The 18754-nt window shown below is 44.4% G+C and carries 17 protein-coding genes; 13 read left to right on the top strand and 4 right to left on the bottom strand.

Annotated features, from left to right (window positions below; genetic code table 11):
• The first annotated feature begins 273 nt into the window (after positions 1-273).
• The 8 genes from rimP to pnp all read left to right on the top strand — a co-directional run bounded on the left by rimP (position 274) and on the right by pnp (position 9490).
• Positions 274-726 (top strand): ribosome maturation factor RimP, encoded by a 453-nt coding sequence (rimP, locus tag KS2013_RS10625; protein ID WP_068993619.1) that lies wholly within the window; start codon positions 274-276, stop codon positions 724-726.
• 55 nt (positions 727-781) lie between these two features.
• The gene (nusA, locus tag KS2013_RS10620; RefSeq protein WP_068993618.1) at positions 782-2275 is read left to right on the top strand and encodes a transcription termination factor NusA; all 1494 of its coding nucleotides are present in this window, start codon (positions 782-784) and stop codon (positions 2273-2275) included.
• Between the two features lie 17 nt (positions 2276-2292).
• Entirely contained in the window at positions 2293-4932 is a 2640-nt protein-coding gene (gene infB, locus KS2013_RS10615; protein ID WP_068993615.1) for a translation initiation factor IF-2, read from the top strand.
• A 25-nt stretch (positions 4933-4957) separates the two neighbouring features.
• Positions 4958-5326: a 30S ribosome-binding factor RbfA gene (rbfA, locus tag KS2013_RS10610; protein ID WP_068993614.1), complete on the top strand. Its 369-nt coding sequence runs from the start codon at positions 4958-4960 to the stop codon at positions 5324-5326.
• Between the two features lie 26 nt (positions 5327-5352).
• Positions 5353-6267, top strand: a complete 915-nt coding sequence (gene truB, locus KS2013_RS10605; protein WP_068993611.1) for a tRNA pseudouridine(55) synthase TruB — start codon at positions 5353-5355, stop codon at positions 6265-6267.
• Between the two features lie 10 nt (positions 6268-6277).
• Positions 6278-6829 (top strand): alpha/beta hydrolase, encoded by a 552-nt coding sequence (locus KS2013_RS10600; protein WP_083217838.1) that lies wholly within the window; start codon positions 6278-6280, stop codon positions 6827-6829.
• Between the two features lie 186 nt (positions 6830-7015).
• Positions 7016-7285, top strand: coding sequence for a 30S ribosomal protein S15 (rpsO, locus tag KS2013_RS10595; RefSeq protein ID WP_068993606.1), 270 nt, complete (start codon positions 7016-7018; stop codon positions 7283-7285).
• An 84-nt stretch (positions 7286-7369) separates the two neighbouring features.
• The gene (gene pnp, locus KS2013_RS10590; protein ID WP_068993602.1) at positions 7370-9490 is read left to right on the top strand and encodes a polyribonucleotide nucleotidyltransferase; all 2121 of its coding nucleotides are present in this window, start codon (positions 7370-7372) and stop codon (positions 9488-9490) included.
• Positions 9491-9586: 96 nt separating this feature from the next.
• Here pnp and KS2013_RS10585 read toward each other — a convergent pair whose 3' ends face one another.
• From KS2013_RS10585 to KS2013_RS10570, 4 genes are all read right to left on the bottom strand, one after another.
• Positions 9587-10270, bottom strand: a complete 684-nt coding sequence (locus KS2013_RS10585) for a CPBP family intramembrane glutamic endopeptidase (RefSeq protein ID WP_068993598.1) — start codon at positions 10268-10270, stop codon at positions 9587-9589.
• A 152-nt stretch (positions 10271-10422) separates the two neighbouring features.
• Positions 10423-11295, bottom strand: a complete 873-nt coding sequence (locus KS2013_RS10580; protein ID WP_228703786.1) for an endonuclease/exonuclease/phosphatase family protein — start codon at positions 11293-11295, stop codon at positions 10423-10425.
• 481 nt (positions 11296-11776) lie between these two features.
• Positions 11777-12277: a hypothetical protein gene (locus KS2013_RS10575; protein WP_068993594.1), complete on the bottom strand. Its 501-nt coding sequence runs from the start codon at positions 12275-12277 to the stop codon at positions 11777-11779.
• A 173-nt stretch (positions 12278-12450) separates the two neighbouring features.
• Positions 12451-13035 carry a YceI family protein gene (locus tag KS2013_RS10570; protein ID WP_068993591.1) on the bottom strand — a complete coding sequence of 195 codons (585 nt, stop codon included), beginning with the start codon at positions 13033-13035 and terminating at the stop codon, positions 12451-12453.
• 255 nt (positions 13036-13290) lie between these two features.
• On the opposite strand from KS2013_RS10570, the gene miaB reads away from it, so the two are divergent.
• From miaB to lnt, 5 genes are all read left to right on the top strand, one after another.
• The gene (miaB, locus tag KS2013_RS10565) at positions 13291-14640 is read left to right on the top strand and encodes a tRNA (N6-isopentenyl adenosine(37)-C2)-methylthiotransferase MiaB (RefSeq protein WP_083217837.1); all 1350 of its coding nucleotides are present in this window, start codon (positions 13291-13293) and stop codon (positions 14638-14640) included.
• A 24-nt stretch (positions 14641-14664) separates the two neighbouring features.
• Positions 14665-15684 carry a PhoH family protein gene (locus KS2013_RS10560; protein WP_068993588.1) on the top strand — a complete coding sequence of 340 codons (1020 nt, stop codon included), beginning with the start codon at positions 14665-14667 and terminating at the stop codon, positions 15682-15684.
• A 4-nt stretch (positions 15685-15688) separates the two neighbouring features.
• Positions 15689-16180, top strand: coding sequence for an rRNA maturation RNase YbeY (gene ybeY, locus KS2013_RS10555; RefSeq protein WP_068993584.1), 492 nt, complete (start codon positions 15689-15691; stop codon positions 16178-16180).
• A 62-nt stretch (positions 16181-16242) separates the two neighbouring features.
• Complete coding sequence (locus tag KS2013_RS10550; protein WP_068993582.1) at positions 16243-17097, top strand: HlyC/CorC family transporter; 855 nt, start codon at positions 16243-16245, stop codon at positions 17095-17097.
• 34 nt (positions 17098-17131) lie between these two features.
• Positions 17132-18673, top strand: coding sequence for an apolipoprotein N-acyltransferase (lnt, locus tag KS2013_RS10545; RefSeq protein WP_068993579.1), 1542 nt, complete (start codon positions 17132-17134; stop codon positions 18671-18673).
• Positions 18674-18754 lie beyond the last annotated feature (81 nt).

The raw sequence follows: 18754 nt of genomic DNA, 5'->3' as shown, positions 1-18754 counted from the left end.
GTGAGTCATCTGTATATAAATTGACTGACTTCATATTATGAATATAATAATAAGGCCCCTTTTATAGGGGCTTTATTGTTTCTAGGTTTGTTTGCGTTTGCAATAAACCTGTTTGGGTAAAGTGGATATTGAGCTTTATCGCTAATATCCTTTAGCCCGTCATAAAGATTGAGCTTTGTGCTCAACAGTTTGATAAATGATGGGGCCATATGGGCCTTTTTTTGTATTTGGCATTTGAGTTTTGCCGAATAAAGAGAGTAAGCAGAGAGCGTAATGAGTAAGCAGTCACAACTGGAACAAATTATTCGCCCAGCCGTTGAAGCCGCAGGCTTTGAGTTTTGGGGATTAGAGTATTTGTCACAAGGTAAGCATTCGATTTTACGGGTGTTTATTGAACATGAAGACGGTATTTCTGTGGATGATTGCGCTGAAGTAAGTCATCAGGTTAGTGGTGTTTTAGATGTTGAAGACCCTATCAATGGTTTTTACAACTTGGAAATATCATCGCCTGGTATGGATAGACCCTTGTTTACAGAGCAGCAGTTTGCCCAATATCTTGGGGAAGAAGTTGAGTTACGTTTATCAGTACCGCTGAATGGACGACGTAAGTTTAAGGGCACTATTGAGCAAGTAAATAATGGCGTGATCAGTCTGTTAGTTGACGGTGAGTCACACGATATTAATGTACAGCAGGTTGAAAAAGCCCAGTTGATCGCAAAGTATTAATCTCGAAGGGATTAAAGTTAAAAGTAATCGCGAGTTTTATTGAAGGTTAACACGTATGAGCAATAAAGAAATTTTGTTAGTGGTTGAGGCCGTCTCTAATGAAAAGGACGTCAAGCCAGAAGTTATTTTCGGTGCTTTAGAAGCAGCGCTAGCAACGGCTACGAAGAAAAAGCATGGTGTAGATATTGATGTGCGTGTTGACATCGATCGTGAGACTGGTGAGTACGATACCTATCGTCGCTGGACCGTGGTTGAAGATGATGCCGTCGAAGATCCGTTAACGGAAACAACACTGTCAGCTGCGCAGCATGAAGATCCTGATGCTCAGCTTGGTGACCACGTTGAAGAGCAGATTGAATCGATTGAGTTCGGCCGAATTGCCGCTCAAACAGCTAAGCAGGTTATCGTACAAAAGGTACGTGAAGCGGAGCGTGCAAAAACCGTTGAGGCGTTCCGTGATCGTGTCGGTGAATTAATTACCGGCGTCGTTAAGAAAATCACTCGTGACTATATTTACCTAGATTTAGGAAATAATGCTGAAGCCGTAATTCAACGTGACGAAATGATGCCACGTGAAACGGTTCGTGCTGGCGACCGTGTCCGAGGTCTGCTGTATGCGATAAAAGATGAAAATCGTGGTCCTCAGCTGTTTGTTAGTCGTACTCGTCCTGAAATGCTGGAAGAACTATTCCGTATTGAAGTACCAGAGATTGGCGAACAAATCATAGAAATTAAGGGTGCAGCACGTGATCCTGGTTCGCGCGCAAAAGTTGCCGTAAAAACCAATGACAAGCGTATTGACCCTGTCGGCGCTTGTGTCGGTATGCGTGGCGCTCGTGTTCAGGCCGTTACAGGCGAGCTTAATGGTGAGCGAATTGATATCGTGTTATTCGATGATAACCCGGCTCAGTTTGTCATTAACGCTATGGCACCTGCAGAAGTCGCATCGATTGTTGTTGATGAAGATAACCGCAGTATGGACATTGCTGTCGACGAAGATCAGTTGGCACAGGCAATTGGTCGAAACGGTCAGAACATCCGTCTTGCCAGCGAGTTGACAGGCTGGGAGCTGAATGTCATGACTGAAGAAGAGTTTGCTGAAAAGAATCAGTCTGAGACAGAGTCTATCATTAAGCTGTTCATTGACGAATTAGGCGTTGACGAAGACTTGTCTCAAATCTTGGTACAAGAGGGTTTCACAACACTGGAAGAAGTGGCGTATGTACCACAGTCTGAAATGCTTGAGATTGAAGGTTTTGATGAAGATTTAATTGATGCTTTAAAATCACGAGCAAAAGATATTTTGCTGACTAAAGCAATTGCCAGTGAAGAAAAGTTAGAGAAAAACGAACCAGCAGATGATTTGTTAAATATGGACGGTATGGACCGCCATCTGGCTTATGTTTTAGCTAGCCGTGGTGTTATAACTATGGAAGATTTAGCAGAGCAGTCAGTGGATGATTTGATAGATATCGAAGAACTGGATGCAGAGCGTGCAGCTCAATTAATTATGACCGCGCGTGCTCCTTGGTTCGAGGAGCAAGAATAACCTAGCGGGGAGACTAAATGTCAGATACTACAGTAAAACAATTTGCCGAAACCTTGAATACTCCAGTAGAAAAGCTACTGGAGCAGTTAGAGGCGGCTGGCTCAAAAATAAAAAATGCAGATGAAGTGATTTCTGAAGATCAGAAAAAGTCACTACTATCCTATTTACAAAAGTCCCATGGTGGGGAAGAGTCTACTGGCCCTAAAAAAATCACATTAAGTCGTACTAAGAAAAGCACGCTTAGCGTGACTAGTTCTGAGGGCAAGAAAAAATCCGTGCAGGTTGCGGTAAAAAAGAAGCGCACCTATGTGAAGCGCTCTAGTGAAGATTTACAGAAGCTTGCAGCGGAAGAAGAAGCTGAGCGTAAAGCGGAAGAAGAAGCTAAACGTCAGGCGGAAGAAGAAGCCAAGCGTCAGGCGGAAGAAGAAGCTAAGCGTCAGGCGGAAGAAGAAGCCAAGCGTAAAGCCGAAGAAGAAGCCAAGCGTAAAGCGGAAGAAGCCAAGCGTAAAGCTGAAGAAGAAGTTAAAAGTAAATCGAAAGAGCCTAAGCAGGATAAAGATAAAGGCAAGGCTAAAGCGAAAGATGAAAAGAAATCATCTGACAAGGTTAAGAAGAAGATTGAAAAGCAGTTAGAGGAAAAGCAAGAAACTGAAGAGAAAGTAGTTAAAGCCGATCCTAATAAGCCTGCTAAGCCGATGTCGATTCGTGATTTCGAAGAAAAGTCAGGCCCTAATAAAAGAAGAAAAAAGAAAAAGGGTAAAAAGAAAACCAGTGATGCAGATTTGGTAGCAAAAGCTTTTGAAGAAAAGAATAAGCGTGGAGCTGCATCCAAAAAGAAAGTGTATCAGGCACCAGATAATATGAAAAAACATGGCTTTAAGAAGCCTACAGACACCATTATTCATGATGTACAGATTCCTGAAGCGATTACCGTTGGGGAACTGGCAAAAGCAATGGCGGTGAAAGCTCCTGAGCTAATGAAAGCAATGATGAAAGTTGGTGTTATGGCAACTGTTAACCAGTCAATTGATCAGGAAACGGCAAGTCTGATCGTTGAAGAGATGGGACATAACCCAGTATTGGTTAATGAAAATGCGATGGAAGAAGCCGCACTATCGGAAGCAATGGCTGAAGAGGGTGAGGGTAAACCACGAGCTCCAGTGGTCACCATTATGGGCCACGTTGACCACGGTAAGACATCCTTGCTGGATTACATTAGAGCAAGTCATGTAGCAACAGGCGAGGCTGGCGGAATTACTCAGCACATTGGTGCTTATCACGTGGAAACAGATCGTGGCATGGTAACTTTCCTTGATACCCCGGGTCACGCTGCATTCACCTCAATGCGTGCACGTGGTGCCGAAGTTACTGACATTGTTATTCTTATTGTTGCTGCAGACGATGGTGTTATGCCGCAAACGATTGAAGCGGTTCAGCATGCTAAAGCCGCAGGCGTACCAATGATTGTTGCTGTCAACAAAATGGATAAGCCAGAGGCAGATCCTGACCGAGTTAAGAACGAATTGTCACAGCATGATGTTATCCCTGAAGATTGGGGTGGTGACGTGCAGTTTGTGAATGTTTCTGCAAAGTCAGGAGAAGGTGTCGATAATCTATTAGAATCCATTCTACTGCAGTCAGAACTACTGGAACTTAAAGCGGTAGATGAAGGTGCAGCTAAAGGATTTGTGATTGAAGCGCGCTTGGATAAAGGTCGCGGTGCTGTGGCATCGGTTCTTGTTCAAAAAGGTCAGCTTAATAAAGGTGACATCTTACTTGCTGGTACCCATTACGGTCGAGTCCGTGCCTTGCTAGATGAGAACGGTCAAAACATTGAATCAGCTGGCCCATCTATACCAGTGGAAGTTCTGGGTTTATCTGGTGTACCGGTTGCAGGTGACGAGGCCGCTGTCGTAGCAGACGAGCGCACAGCGAGAGATATTGCAGAACGACGCGAGACTAAACAGCGTGAAGAATTCCAGGCACGCCAGCAGAAGGCAAAGCTGGAAAACATGTTCGCGAATATGGGCAGCGATGAAGAAACTAAACAGCTTAACGTTATCATCAAGGCTGATGTACAGGGTTCGGTAGAAGCGCTAAGCAAATCACTAACAGATTTAGCCACAGATGAAGTTGAAGTAAGAGTAATTTCAAGTGGTGTTGGTGGTATTAAAGAAACCGACGTAACCCTTGCTGCTGCATCAAGTGCTGTCATTATTGGCTTTAACGTTCGTGCCGATGGTACGGCTAGAAAAGTTGCCGAGAAAGAAGCTGTTGAGATTCGTTATTACAGCGTAATTTACGAAGCGATTGAAGATGTTAAAGCTGCTCTAGGTGGCATGCTGTCTCCAGAGTCACGTCAGGAAATTATCGGTTTGGCCGAGGTTCGTGATGTCTTCAAATCACCTAAGCTAGGAGCTATTGCGGGCTGTATGGTTGTCGAAGGTGTGGTCAAACGTCACAACCCAATCCGTGTACTACGAGATAATGTGGTTATTTACGAAGGTGAACTAGAGTCACTACGCCGCTATAAAGACGACGTGAATGAAGTACGTAAAGATATGGAATGTGGTATTGGCGTGAAAAACTACAATGACGTAAAACCTGGTGATCAGATCGAGGTTTTCGAAATTATTGAAGTGAAACGTACACTGTAATACTTAACGATACATTGAGATAGATATGTCCCAAGCAAGAGCGAGTAGAGTTGCCGATCAGATCCAGCGTGAGCTGGCTCTGATCTTTCAGCGTGAAATGAAAGATCCAAGACTCGGCTTAGCCACGGTGTCTGCTGTTGAGGTCTCCAGTGATTTGCAAAATGCTAAAGTCTTTATGACGTTCTTAGGTAAAGATGAGCAGGAAGAAATCGACGAAGCCTTGGAGGTAGTCCGTGGTGCTGCTGGCTTCTTACGCTCGCAGTTAGCGAAAGAGATTCGTATGCGTAGTGTCCCTTCTTTACGTTTTTTTTATGATAAATCAATTCAGGAAGGGCAGCGTATGTCCTCTTTGATTGATGAAGCTGTGTCTGCAGATAAAAAGAACAACTCCTAGTTAGACCTTATTCCCGGAGCAAGAAAATGGCAAGACGTCGGAAACGCGGTCGTGATATTACGGGTATTTTATTGCTTGATAAGCCGATGGATATGACATCCAATAAAGCGCTGCAGCAGGTAAAATACCTTTATTTTGCACAGAAAGCTGGACATACAGGTGCGCTAGACCCTATTGCAACAGGTGTATTACCAATCTGTTTTGGAGAGGCAACTAAGTTTTCACAGTTTTTACTTAACGCGGATAAAAAGTACCGTGTGGTGGGAAAGCTGGGACAAAAGACAACTACCTCCGATCGTGAAGGTGAGGTTGTTGAAGAAAAGCCGGTTGATGTAACAAAAGATCAGTTTGTCAAAGTAATGCAACAATTTGTCGGTACTATAAGCCAGGTTCCATCGATGTATTCCGCCTTAAAAAAAGATGGAGTTCCGTTATACAAGCTGGCAAGAGAAGGTATTGAAGTAGAAAGGGATGCACGAGAAGTAACCATTTACTCCATTGATCTTTTAGCATTCGGTGGTGATACTTTTGAGCTGGACGTGCACTGCTCCAAGGGAACTTATATCAGAAATCTGGTCGAAGATATTGGGGATGAGTTAGGTTGTGGAGCTCATGTCCAAGAGCTGTGTCGCACGGCCGTAAGCCATCTTGAGCTTTCAGATTGCGTTGAAATGACAACATTGGAAGCGATGAAGGAAGCGGATGAAAAGTTAGCAATGGACGAGTTGCTTATACCGCTTGAAGAGGCATTGCAGCATATCCCATTGATTACTTTAGATGATGAGCAGGCTTACTATATTCGTTTAGGGCAGTCGGTTCAGATGAGTGGCGTGCCTGATAGTGAAGTATTTATTCTAGAAAGCCCTGAGGGCTTTTTGGGCATTGGTTGTATTGATGACGATGGCAAGGTAGCTCCTCGTCGCCTGGTTAAACAAGATTAAGAATAGTGTTATGAATCCATTGGTAAAGCCATTAGTTATATTTTCGCACGGAAAAGTGTCTGGTCCGAAAGGGAACCGTATCCAAGCGCTTTCAAAGGTCTGTGAGAAGCAGGGTTTTGATGTTGAGTCATTAGACTACCGTCGTCTGCCGACCAACGAGCGTGTGACAAAGCTCAACAGTTATTTAATGAATTTGTCACGCCCTTATATCCTGGTGGGTACCAGTATGGGTGGATATGTTTCAGCGGTGGCTGGGTTAAGTAATGAGCCAATGGGAATCTTTCTGATTTCTCCAGCGGTTTACATGGATGGTTACGCTGAGGCTGAGTTAGAAAAACTAGAGTGTCCAGTAGCCGTTGTTCACGGTTGGCAGGACGATATTGTACCTGTTGAGAATGTGGTTCGTTTTGCACATGCAGCAAAAGCTGATCTTCATCTTTTTGATGGTGGGCACAGACTGCGTGAGAAATTGGCGGAAACTGAGTCTTGCTTCATGCAGTTTTTAGACAATTGTCGCCGTAAAAATCCACAATTAGCATTACGCAGTGTGGCTAATCAGTAATCATTTACTTCCATCACCAGCAAAAAGTATTTTTTCTTCAAAATAGAAGGCTTCCAGAGGGGTTTCGCTTGCTGAAAGCCCTTCAATTAAGGTACAATCGCGCATTCATTGAGTCGGCTGAATTAGTGATTGGCTGGCTTGTACATAAAACTTGGGTTTTAAACCCGACATTGGAGATATAGATATATGTCACTAAGTGCAGAACAGAAAGCAGAAATCGTAAAAGAACACGCTCGCGTTGAAGGCGATACGGGTTCTCCGGAAGTGCAGGTAGCGTTGTTAACAGCGCAAATTAACCACTTGCAAGGCCACTTCAAGGCTCATAAGCATGACCACCACTCACGTCGTGGTTTGCTACGCATGGTAAGCCAGCGTCGTAAGTTGTTGGACTACTTAAAGCGTAAAGATCAAGCACGTTACTCAGACTTAATTAAGAAACTGGGTCTACGTCGCTAGTCAGAATTAAGGGGCCGTTAGGCCCCTTTTTGCTTTCAGACGAAGTAGGTTCTGAAAGTGTAGTAACTAAAACAGGAAAATATTGTGGATTATACAAAAAAATCATTTCAATACGGTGGCCGCGAAGTCACTATCGAAACAGGACGAGTAGCTCGTCAGGCATCAGGTGCAGTTATTGTTGATGTTGAAGGCACTACAGCGTTCGTATCCGTTGTTGGTAAAAAAGAAGCGAAAGAAGGTCAAGACTTCTTCCCGCTAACTGTTAACTACCAAGAGAAAACATACGCAGCGGGTAAGATCCCAGGTGGCTTTTTAAAGCGAGAAGGTCGCCCTTCGGATGAAGAAACATTAACGGCTCGTTTAATCGACCGTCCATTACGTCCATTATTCCCAGAAGGTTTCGTTAACGAAGTACAGGTAGTAATTACTATCGTTTCGATTAACCCAGAGATCGATCCAGCAGTACCATCAATGATTGGTGCTTCAGCTGCATTGGCTATTTCTGGTATTCCTTTCGGCGGTCCAATCGGCGCAGCACGAGTTGGCTACATTGATGGCGAATACGCTCTTAACCCAACCACGACCGACATGGCTAACTCAAAGTTAGACTTAATGGTTGCGGGTACGGATAAAGCTGTTCTGATGGTTGAGTCAGAAGCTGACGAGTTACCTGAAAATGTAATGCTTGGTGCTGTGATGTACGGGCATCAGGAACTTCAGGTTGCCATTCAGGCGATTAAAGAATTACAAGCCGAAGCGGGTAAACCTGCTTGGGACTGGAAAGCTCCAGAGAAAAATACTGAGCTATACAATGCCGTTAAAGAAAAAATGCACGGTGCTATCGTTGAAGCGTATCAAATCGCTGAGAAAGCAGATCGCTATGAGAAAATCAGCGAACTATCTGCAGAAGCAGTTGAAGCTTTGGCAGGTGAAGAAGAAGGCCAGCCTTCTGAAGATGAAGTGAAAGATATCTTCCACGACATCGAAAAAGAAGTTGTACGTTCTCGTATCGTTTCTGGTCAGCCACGTATCGATGGTCGTGAGCCAGATATGGTTCGTGCACTGGACATCCGTACGGGCGTTTTACCACGCACACACGGTTCTGCAGTATTTACACGTGGTGAAACTCAGGCGTTGGTTGTTGCAACCTTAGGTACTGAGCGTGACGCGCAGATTAAAGATAGCATTATGGGTGAAGGCAAAGACCACTTCATGATGCACTATAATTTCCCTCCTTACTGCGTAGGCGAAACTGGCTTTATGGGTTCTCCTAAGCGTCGTGAAATTGGTCACGGTCGTTTGGCTAAGCGCGGTGTTGCTGCGATGGTACCTAGTATTGCTGATTTCCCTTACACACTGCGTGTTGTTTCGGAAATTACTGAGTCAAATGGTTCCAGCTCAATGGCTTCTGTTTGTGGTACGTCATTAGCATTAATGGATGCTGGTGTACCGATGAAGGCTCCGGTCGCTGGTATCGCTATGGGCTTAGTAAAAGAAGGCGAGAACTTCGTGGTTCTTTCTGACATCCTGGGCGATGAAGATCACCTTGGTGATATGGACTTTAAAGTAGCTGGTACTTCTGATGGTATTACAGCACTTCAAATGGACATCAAAATTGACGGTATCACTCAAGAAATCATGGAAAAGGCACTACACCAGGCGAAAGGTGGCCGTTTGCATATCTTGAGCGTTATGAACGAAGCGATTGATAAGCCTCGTGATGATATCTCTGAGCATGCTCCACGTATCACAGCGATTAAGATTCCGGTAGACAAGATTTCAGAAGTTATCGGTAAAGGTGGTTCTACTATCCGCGCCCTAACAGAAGAAACTGGCGCTACGATAGAAATCGAAGACGATGGTACGGTAAAAGTAGCATCAAGCGATTCAGAGGGTGCTGCGGAAGCCGTACGTCGCATCGAAATGATGACCATGGAAATAACAGCAGGCATGGAATTTGATGGTAAGGTTGTCCGTATCGCAGATTTCGGTGCTTTCGTTGAGTTGACTCCTGGACGTGATGGTCTGGTACACATTTCACAAATCGCTCACGAGCGTGTGAACAAAGTAACAGACTACCTGAAAGAAGGTGACATTGTTAAAGTTAAAGTACTTGAAGTTGACCGCCAAGGTCGAATTCGCCTAAGTATGAAAGCTTTGATTGACCAACCTGAGCAAGAAGAAGCGCCAGCTGGTCAAGAGTAATTCGTTACTCAAAGTAAAAAAAAAAGGGAGCTTAGGCTCCCTTTTTTGTTTTTTTAAAAAATAAATTTAGAAGTGAAACTAAAGATATTGGCTGGCTTAACGATATTTTGATGAATATTTAAGGAATAACATTACCAGTAGTGGTAATAGAAGCGGGATCACCAAGTTAATGCCCAGTGCCGTCCATTCGTTAATACTTTCAACAGCGTTCGCTGGCTCCGCCAGAAGAAGCTGCTTGCCGACCGGCCCTTTTGAGAAGACCATAATATTGGCAATATTCCAGCCGAGATGTAGGCCGATGGGCAGTATGATGGATTGTGTTTTAAAAAAGGCGTAGCTGAACATTAAGCCGGGTATTGCAGTGAGAATAAATACGTAGACCATGGTGGTGGGCTGGCCAAAAACCTCATAAGAAAACCAGTGGTAAATTCCGAAGGCTACAGCTGAGATAATACAGCCTGTTTTCGGGCCGAGGTACTGGATGGCTTTATATAGAAAGTAACCTCTGAATAATAACTCTTCATAAATAACAGAGTTAAAAACCCAGCGGAGCGATTCAATCGCAAGAGTAAAATTATAATCAGGATTGAGCTTCCAGCTAAAACTTCCAGCTAAAGCCAGGCTTCCATTTTGAGCAATACAGAATAAAGCTGCTACTAAAATACCAGCAGCAAGTTCCAAACTTCGTTGAGCAGGCTTATTGAAGCCAATTGCAGTTAAATTCTTTTTTTCTAATCGTAATAGTAACCAGCTGACGACCAGTAATATGATTCCTATCATTATTGTTAGTGTTCCTTTTTGTTTGGTGATTTATATCATAAAGTGGTCCTGTGCAGGAGATATTTTAACTGGCTTATAAAGGAAAATTATCATTTGATAAGGGGATACTTTAGAAAACCTGTTATATAGACTCTAGAAATATAAGCTCATAGTTAAATGGGGTCAGGAACATCCTCGCTTGAAGACTTTTGTTTTTTCATTTTCTCTTGAGCCAGCTCTTCATCCTCTTCTTCTTTGGAGATACCAGACTGCTGTTCGGATTGTTTTGGCTCAAGAGTAAGCTCGGTATAGAGCGCGAAGTGATCAGAACCAAAGTCAGGTAACCGGGTCATTTTAGTGAAAGTGAAGTGGGAGCTGTGGAAGAGATGATCCAAAGGCCAGCGTAAAAACCAATATTTTGCATGGAACGTGTTAAACATACCGCGGCCTATGCGTGGATCGAGCAAGCCACTTAGCTTGCGGAACAACCTGGTAGTTCTCGACCAGGCGACATCATTCATATCGCCAGTAACTATGACGGGTTGGTCTGCCTCTGCTGTCTCTGCAATATTTTTAGCTACCATCACAAGCTCGGCATCACGCTCGGCTGACTCTTCATTTTCTGTCGGACTGGGCGGTGCCGGATGTAAAAAGTGCAATCTGACTTTTGAGCCATCCGTTAATATGGCCTTGGTATGTATTGAGGGTACATCTCTTTGGACGAGATATTTTATTTCACTATTCTCTAGCCGAAGCTTTGAGTAGACGTGCATACCATAAAGGTTATCCAGAGGACACTTAATACTGTAGGGGTAGTTTGGGGTAAGTTTGTCGAGATGGGACTGCCACCAACCGTTGCTTTCTAGCGTTACCAGAATGTCGGGGCTGAAATGTTCTATAAGGTGGATAAGTTTTCTGGCATTACGATTGGTCATCAAAACGTTTGCCGTTACGATACTTATATTAGTACTTGACTGGGTAGACGAATGGACTTCGGGGTTCACTAATTTGGTATAAGGGGAAATCCACCAAAACTGATACGCCATACAGCTGAGGGTTATAAACATTAGTACCCAGGTAGAGGGTTTGCTCAATTGAAGGAATAATAATACCGCGAGCAATAAACAAAAACTCAGTACGGAAAGTTGTAAGCGTGGGAAATCTAGCCCCCGAACCCACCATTTTTCGCAGTGTAATAGTGGCAGCAAGGTACAGACCGAAAGAAGTACCACACAGACACTTAAAGCTATCAACATAACGCAAACTATCCTGAAATTAGAATCTTTGTTCTGGTGTCATGCTACTGTATTTGAACGCGTGTTTCTTTAAAAAGGTAGCAAATTAGCGACAAAAAAATAGAAAAACTAGACATAGATTAGAGATAATCATAAGACGCAAAATAAAAAAAGGGGCGCCAGGCGCCCTAACGTCAGTGTGGAGGAGAGTCTTTTTTATTATAGGTAGAGACTTACTGCTTTGAGATAGCTTAGGGGTGACATCCTTGTCTGGCAGTCCTGTTTTGGGGGATTAGTTCTGTGCAATACTGGTTTCCATCAATTCTGGTGAAAACTCTGGCTGAACGGTCTGATGGAAGCCGACCAGAAGCTGAGGGTTAAGTTCGTAGCGTACTTTATAAGTAATGCTCTCGCCCTGTTGCAGAGTCAGCTGTTGAGGTTCGCTCAAAGCCTCTTTATCTTGACTTGAAGTAACTTCGTAATTCAGGAGAGCACCTGGGTTAGGCAGTGGTAAGTGGTAATAGCCAACTAATTCTGAATCACTGTTATTAATAAAAGTTTGTGACAATGTTAGAACTGTTAGTCCATCATTATGTTCCTGCGTTATGCTGCTGGAGGTTGGCTGTAAGCGTTGTATGTCACTTGTCTCATTAACGGTATCGACTACACCAAAAAGTTTTACGTTTTCTAATGGCTCGGTAGGTTGATCGGCATGGCTGACAGCGGCCATGGTTAGTGCAGTAGCAGCAATGATTCCCAGCGAAGTGTTTTTTAACATTATTGATAAGTTCATATTGTTCTCCTTGCTCGTGTTTGGTTTGAGCTATTTCGTTGCTCGATGGTGTTATTAAACCGAACCTTTGTGGAGCCAATATGTGGATAAAATGATAGAAACTTAATTGAATCGGGCAAAAAAATGGCGGCCTAGAAAGCCGCCAGATAGCGTAGGATAACTAACTAAAACTATTAATTTTTTTCCTTTGACAGCGAAATATCAAAGGTAACAGGAACGACATGATCAATGCTCTGCAGGCCCGCAATTTCCTGTAGTTTATTAATCCCTTCAACTAATCCGAGGGATTTGGCTGATAGTAATAGGGGTTTACTGTTAGTAACACGGATCATGTGGTCGTTGGCAGGTTGTACCGTGACTTCAGTCTCCACTGTTACGCTACTTTCGCCCAAGCTAAGCGTAGCTTGTAGGGGGTACTTTACAGGAGAGGTACCTTCGAGCCCTTCAAGAAATTCAGGAGCAATATCAGCTGTTACCGTGGCCGTTGGATATTGCTCTGTCTTGAAGAGGTGTTTTTTCATGCGCTGATCACGGATATCAATCTGGGTATCGACGCTGTTCAAATCAATGGTTAACTCTAATTTTCCAGACTCTGACAGATTACCATCAAAGCTTCTAAACTGGTGGGACTCGCCTACCGTGTCGTTTTTGATACTGATAAAGTTAATTTCAGACCATTCTGGGTTTACAACCCAGCCAGCCTGAGCGGCTAACCCTGCCATAGAGAGTAATGAACCGATAAGGATTTTATGCAACATTTATGGCTCCATTTCTTGAATTAATAAATTTAATAAACCGAGTGTAACAAATAATCCTGAAAAAAAAGTGAATATGGCAATTATTTTGATAGATAACCCAGAAAATCAGGAGCCAGTGTAAGTGACGATTTGCTTAAAAAATAACCACTGAATACTGGCTTAGCGACCTTAGCTGATGGTATAATTCGCGCCCTTTTTTAAACAAATCGGCTAAATTTAGCAAAATTGCTAAGCGTCAGGAGCAAGTAAGGTCACATGAGCAAGAAACTATTTATCAAAACCTGGGGTTGTCAGATGAACGAGTATGATTCGTCACGTATGTCGGATCTGCTGAATAAGACTCACGGTTTAGAAGCAGCTTCCTCGGCGGAAGAGGCGGATGTTGTGTTGTTGAACACTTGCTCGATCCGTGAAAAGGCTCAGGAAAAGGTATTCTCTCAGCTGGGACAGTGGAAAAATCTAAAAAATGATAACCCTGATCTAATCATTGGTGTAGGTGGCTGTGTTGCTTCACAGGAAGGTGATGCCATACGCCAACGTGCGCCTTACGTTGACGTTATTTTTGGTCCACAAACTCTGCACCGCTTGCCAGAAATGATCAAAGAAGCAAGTACCAAAGGTGGTAAGAAGAAAGCCGTTGTTGATATTACCTTCCCTGAGATTGAAAAATTTGACCGCTTGCCAGAGCCGAGAGCAGAGGGCCCCACGGCTTTTGTATCAATAATGGAAGGTTGTTCAAAATATTGCTCTTTCTGCGTGGTACCTTACACCCGTGGTGAAGAAGTTAGCCGTCCCTTCGACGATGTTTTGGCAGAGTGCGCGCAGCTGGCTGATCAAGGCGTTCGCGAAATTAACTTACTGGGACAGAACGTTAATGCATATCGTGGTCCAACCCATGAGGGGCATACCGCTGATCTGGCGGAACTCATTACCTATGTTGCGGCGATTGATGGTATTGACCGTATACGTTTCACAACGTCGCATCCTGTTGAGTTCTCGGATCGTCTGATTGAAGTTTACGCCGAAGTACCGGAACTGGTCAGTCATTTACACCTGCCGGTTCAAAGCGGCTCCGATCGCGTTTTAGCATTGATGAAGCGTGGCCATACAGCGTTGGAGTACAAATCAAAAATCCGCCGCTTGCGTAAGATCCGCCCTAACATGTCGATGTCATCAGACTTTATTATTGGTTTCCCGGGTGAGAGCGAAGCTGATTTTGAAGATACAATGAAGCTGATCGGCGACATTGGCTATGATCACTCATTCAGTTTTATCTACAGCGCGCGACCGGGAACGCCTGCTTCTGATATCGTGGATGACACGCCGATGGAAGTAAAAAAACAGCGCTTGTCGATCCTACAACAAAGAATTAATCAGCAGGCCTTCTCGATTAGCCGAAGCATGGTCGGTAATAAAGAAAAAATCTTGGTTGAAGGACCTTCAAAGAAGGATCCGATGGAACTTCGAGGTCGCACCGAAAACAATCGTATTGTTAACTTTGTTGGTCCTCATAGTTTGATTGGTAAGTTTGCTGAAGTGACCATCACTGATGCATTCCCGAATTCATTGCGCGGTGAATTTGAGCCTGATGGCCTGGTTCACTGAGCCCAAATCGTAATAGGATAGTTCTTGTCACAATTATCGAACGAAACTTTTGATTTACTGCCTGCCGATAATAACCGTTTATCGGCATTGTGCGGTTACCTTGATGAGCATTTAAAGCATATTGAGCGTCGTCTTGGCGTTGAAGTGAATGTACGAGGCAACTCGGTCAGCCTGATTGGTGATGGCGTGAATATCGCCGCGGCACGTCAGGTTGTAGAGAAACTGTATGATGACACGGCAAAAAAGAAAATGCTGGATAGCGCTGACGTTCATCTCGCCATTCAGGAGATTTCTACGGAGCTGGAGGGTACTCAACCTAAAGGTCACGTAGATGATGACGTCAAGTTAGTGACAAAGCGTGGCCTGATTAAGCCGCGTAGCCCAAATCAGAAGCAATATCTGCAAAACATCATCCATCACGACATCAGTTTTGGTATTGGCCCGGCAGGTACAGGTAAAACTTATCTTGCTGTAGCAAGCGCTGTAGATGCCTGGGAAAAACAGCAGGTGCGGCGTATCTTGCTAACTCGCCCAGCGGTTGAAGCCGGCGAGCGTCTGGGGTTTTTGCCGGGAGATCTGGCGCAGAAAGTGGATCCTTATTTACGCCCGCTATATGACGCTTTATATGAAATGTTTGGCTTTGAAAAAGTAGCAAAACTGATGGAGCGCAATGTGATTGAAGTAGCGCCTCTGGCTTATATGCGTGGCCGTACCTTGAATGATGCTTTTATTATTCTCGATGAAAGCCAAAATACGACTATCGAGCAGATGAAAATGTTCCTGACCCGAATAGGTTTCAGCTCGAAAGCTGTTGTCACTGGTGATATTACACAGGTGGATTTGCCGCGTGGCCAGAAATCAGGTTTACGCCATGTGATCGACGTTCTTAAAAATGTTGATGGTATTAGCTTTACGTTCTTTCAGTCGAAAGATGTGGTCCGTCACCCGGTGGTTCAGCGAATTGTTCAGGCCTACGAAGAGGCGGATTCAGCCGAAGCCAAACGATCTGCTGAAACTGCCAGCGACGCAGCAAAGAAATTATAAGCAAATGAATCAACTGGAGTTTGAGTTGCAGTTTGCCTGTGACCATGAGCATCTGCCTACTGAGGAGCAGTTCAAGCTATGGCTGCAGACTGCACTGGAACACCTGTCGATAACCGATAAGGTTGCATTGACGTTACGGGTTGTGTCGGTGGATGAAAGTCAGTCCCTGAATCACCAGTTCCGGGGCAAAGATCGTCCAACCAATGTCTTATCATTCCCTTTTGAAATGCCCCAAGGTTTGCCTCCTGAATTGATGCCGGAGGAACGGCTGCTGGGCGATCTGGTGGCCTGTGCAGAGATAGTTGCTAAAGAGGCGAAAGAGCAGAATAAGCCACTGCACAATCATTGGGCGCACATGGTGATTCATGGATGCTTGCATTTATTAGGCTACGATCATATAAAAGATGATGAAGCTGAAGCCATGGAAGCTTTAGAAATAAAGATTTTGGAAAAATTGGGAATTGGTGATCCATATCATATTGATGGAACACTATAATCATTAGTATCGTATTGGTTTAATCGAATATTTTTAGGTAATTAGAGGAAAAGTAAAGCGCAATGAGCGATGACAAACCTCCGTCGAGGAGCTTTTTTCAACGAATAGTAGATATTTTCCATTCTGAACCCCAAGACCGCCAGCAACTGGTGGAAGTGTTACGGGTTGCTACAGACGATAAGCTGATCAAGACCGACTCTCTGGCAATGATGGAGGGTGTATTACAGGTCGCAGAAATGCAGGTACGCGATATTATGATCCCACGGTCACAAATGAACGTGATTCATGAGAACGCCTCGTTGCAGGAAATTCTGCCAATCGTCAGTGAGACGCGTCACTCACGTTACCCGGTTGTGGGTGAAAACCGTGATGACATTGAAGGCATTATGCTGGCTAAAGAGCTACTGACCTATGCTTTTGATGACGGTGAAAAAAATAACTTCGACATTAAAGATATTCTCCGTCCTGCCTATATCATTCCAGAAAGTAAGCGTCTTGATATTCTCCTGACAGAGTTCCGCTCTAAGAGAAATCACATGGCGATCGTCGTTGATGAATACGGTTGTGTGTCCGGGCTGGTGACAATTGAAGACGTACTGGAACAAATTGTGGGGGACATTGAGGACGAGTTTGATATCGATGAAGAGGAAAGTAATATCAAGCTTCACTCAAATGGTGAGTACATCATCAAGGCTCAGACTGATATCGAAGACTTTAATGAGCGATTAGGTTCTGATTTTTCAGATCAGGAATTTGATACGATTGGCGGTTTGTTGGTTAACAAATTCGGCCATATGCCAGAGCGTGATGAGACCATTACCATGGGAGACTTCAAATTCACCGTACTGAATGCCGATCAACGTCGTGTGCATTTGTTGCGAGTCAAGCCACTGGCACAAGAACAAATATTAAGTTAGTACACACAAAACAATAATTGATAGAGAGTCTGTGATGACAAGTAAATTTGCCAGCCCATCAGGCTGGCTGGCATTTTTTATTGCCCTGGTAGCTGGAGCTGTATACCCGCTTGCTTTTGCCCCCTTAAAATGGTGGCCCGTTGCACTGATATCCATCGCAACGTTCTGGTGGCTCATCCAAAACCAGACGCCCAAAAAAACTTTTTGGCTGGGCTGGGGCTATGGCTTTGGGGTTTTCATAGCAGGAGTGTCCTGGGTCTATGTGTCCATTAACACCTTCGGTAATGCGTCTCCGCCCTTAGCCGTTATTCTGACAATTTTATTTGCAGCGATTCTGGCGTTCTTTTACAGCATTCTCGGCTGGATAATGCAGAAATTTTTTAGTCAGTACTCACTGACTTCTCGTGTTCTCCTTTTCAGTATACTTTGGGTCGGAATGGATATTGCCCGTGGTTCGGGTTTTGTCAGCTTTCCCTGGTTATATGCCGGATATAGCCAGGCAGAGGCTCTGATGCAGGGGATTGCCAGTTACCTTGGGGTCCATGGAGTTACTTTATTTGTAGTTATTCTGAGTTGTCTACTATCAGAAGTGGTGGTTAGTAAAGGCTATGCCCAGCAGCGACGCTTCATACTACCAATTCTGGTTATTCTGGCAATTCCGTTTATAACAACCTTGCACCTGTTTTCTAAAAAGCCAGAGAAAGAGCAGACCCTGACGTTGGCTTTAGTTCAGCCAAACGTTGACCAGCACATCAAATGGAATCCTCAGTATTTCAATGCGATTATGAATGGCCTGTTCGAGCAGACCGAGTCTTACTGGGGTGCTGACCTGGTGGTGTGGCCTGAAGGCGGTATCCCGTCTTTTGAAAATAATGTACCGGGGATCATGAGAAAGCTTGAAGAGCAGGCTAAAGAGAGCAATAGCCAGTTCATCACCGGGATCCCAATGTATGAGCCTGATAATCGATCGGTCTATTATTCTGGGGTTCGTTTATTAGGGGAGCAGAACCAGGCCTACCATAAGCAGCAACTTGTTCCTTTTGGTGAATACATCCCGTTTACTGAATTACTCCGTGGAGCCATCGACTTTTTTGACTTGCCAATGTCGAGCTTTACCCCTGGCAGTCCCGAGCAGGAACCATTACGGACCGATAAGGCAGCGCTGGTGCCAGCCATATGCTACGAGATAGCCTTTTCTGGCCTAATACAGAGTCTGGGTAATCAGTCGCAGGATCAGTTTACGGCGATCCTGACCATCAGTAACGACACCTGGTTTGGCGATAGCTGGGGACCATTACAGCATTTCCAGATTGCTCAGATGCGTGCTATTGAAACGGGCTTACCGGTGATTCGTGGCACCAATAATGGCCTGACCGCAGTTATTGATTCGCAGGGCCGAGTGCTGGATCAGATCCCACGTTTCGAACGCGATGTGTTGGCTGGAGCTTTTATTCTGGATAATAAGCCAACCTGGTTTTTACAGTATGGCTACTGGAGCCTGCTGGTGCTGGTGATTGTTTTGCTGGGGCTAGCTTTCATGTTGAAAACGAACCAAGACATTAGCACTGAAAGTTAGTTGTTGTAGGTTGGGCTGACGTATGAGTCCAACTTTGATTATTAGTTTTTTGATATATTGGGCTTAACAGGCTTCGGGCCA

The sequence above is a fragment of the Kangiella sediminilitoris genome, assembly GCF_001708405.1.
GTDB lineage: Bacteria > Pseudomonadota > Gammaproteobacteria > Enterobacterales > Kangiellaceae > Kangiella > Kangiella sediminilitoris.
The sequence above is the reverse complement of the archived record's forward strand: the minus strand, read 5'-3'. Positions and strand labels throughout refer to the sequence as shown.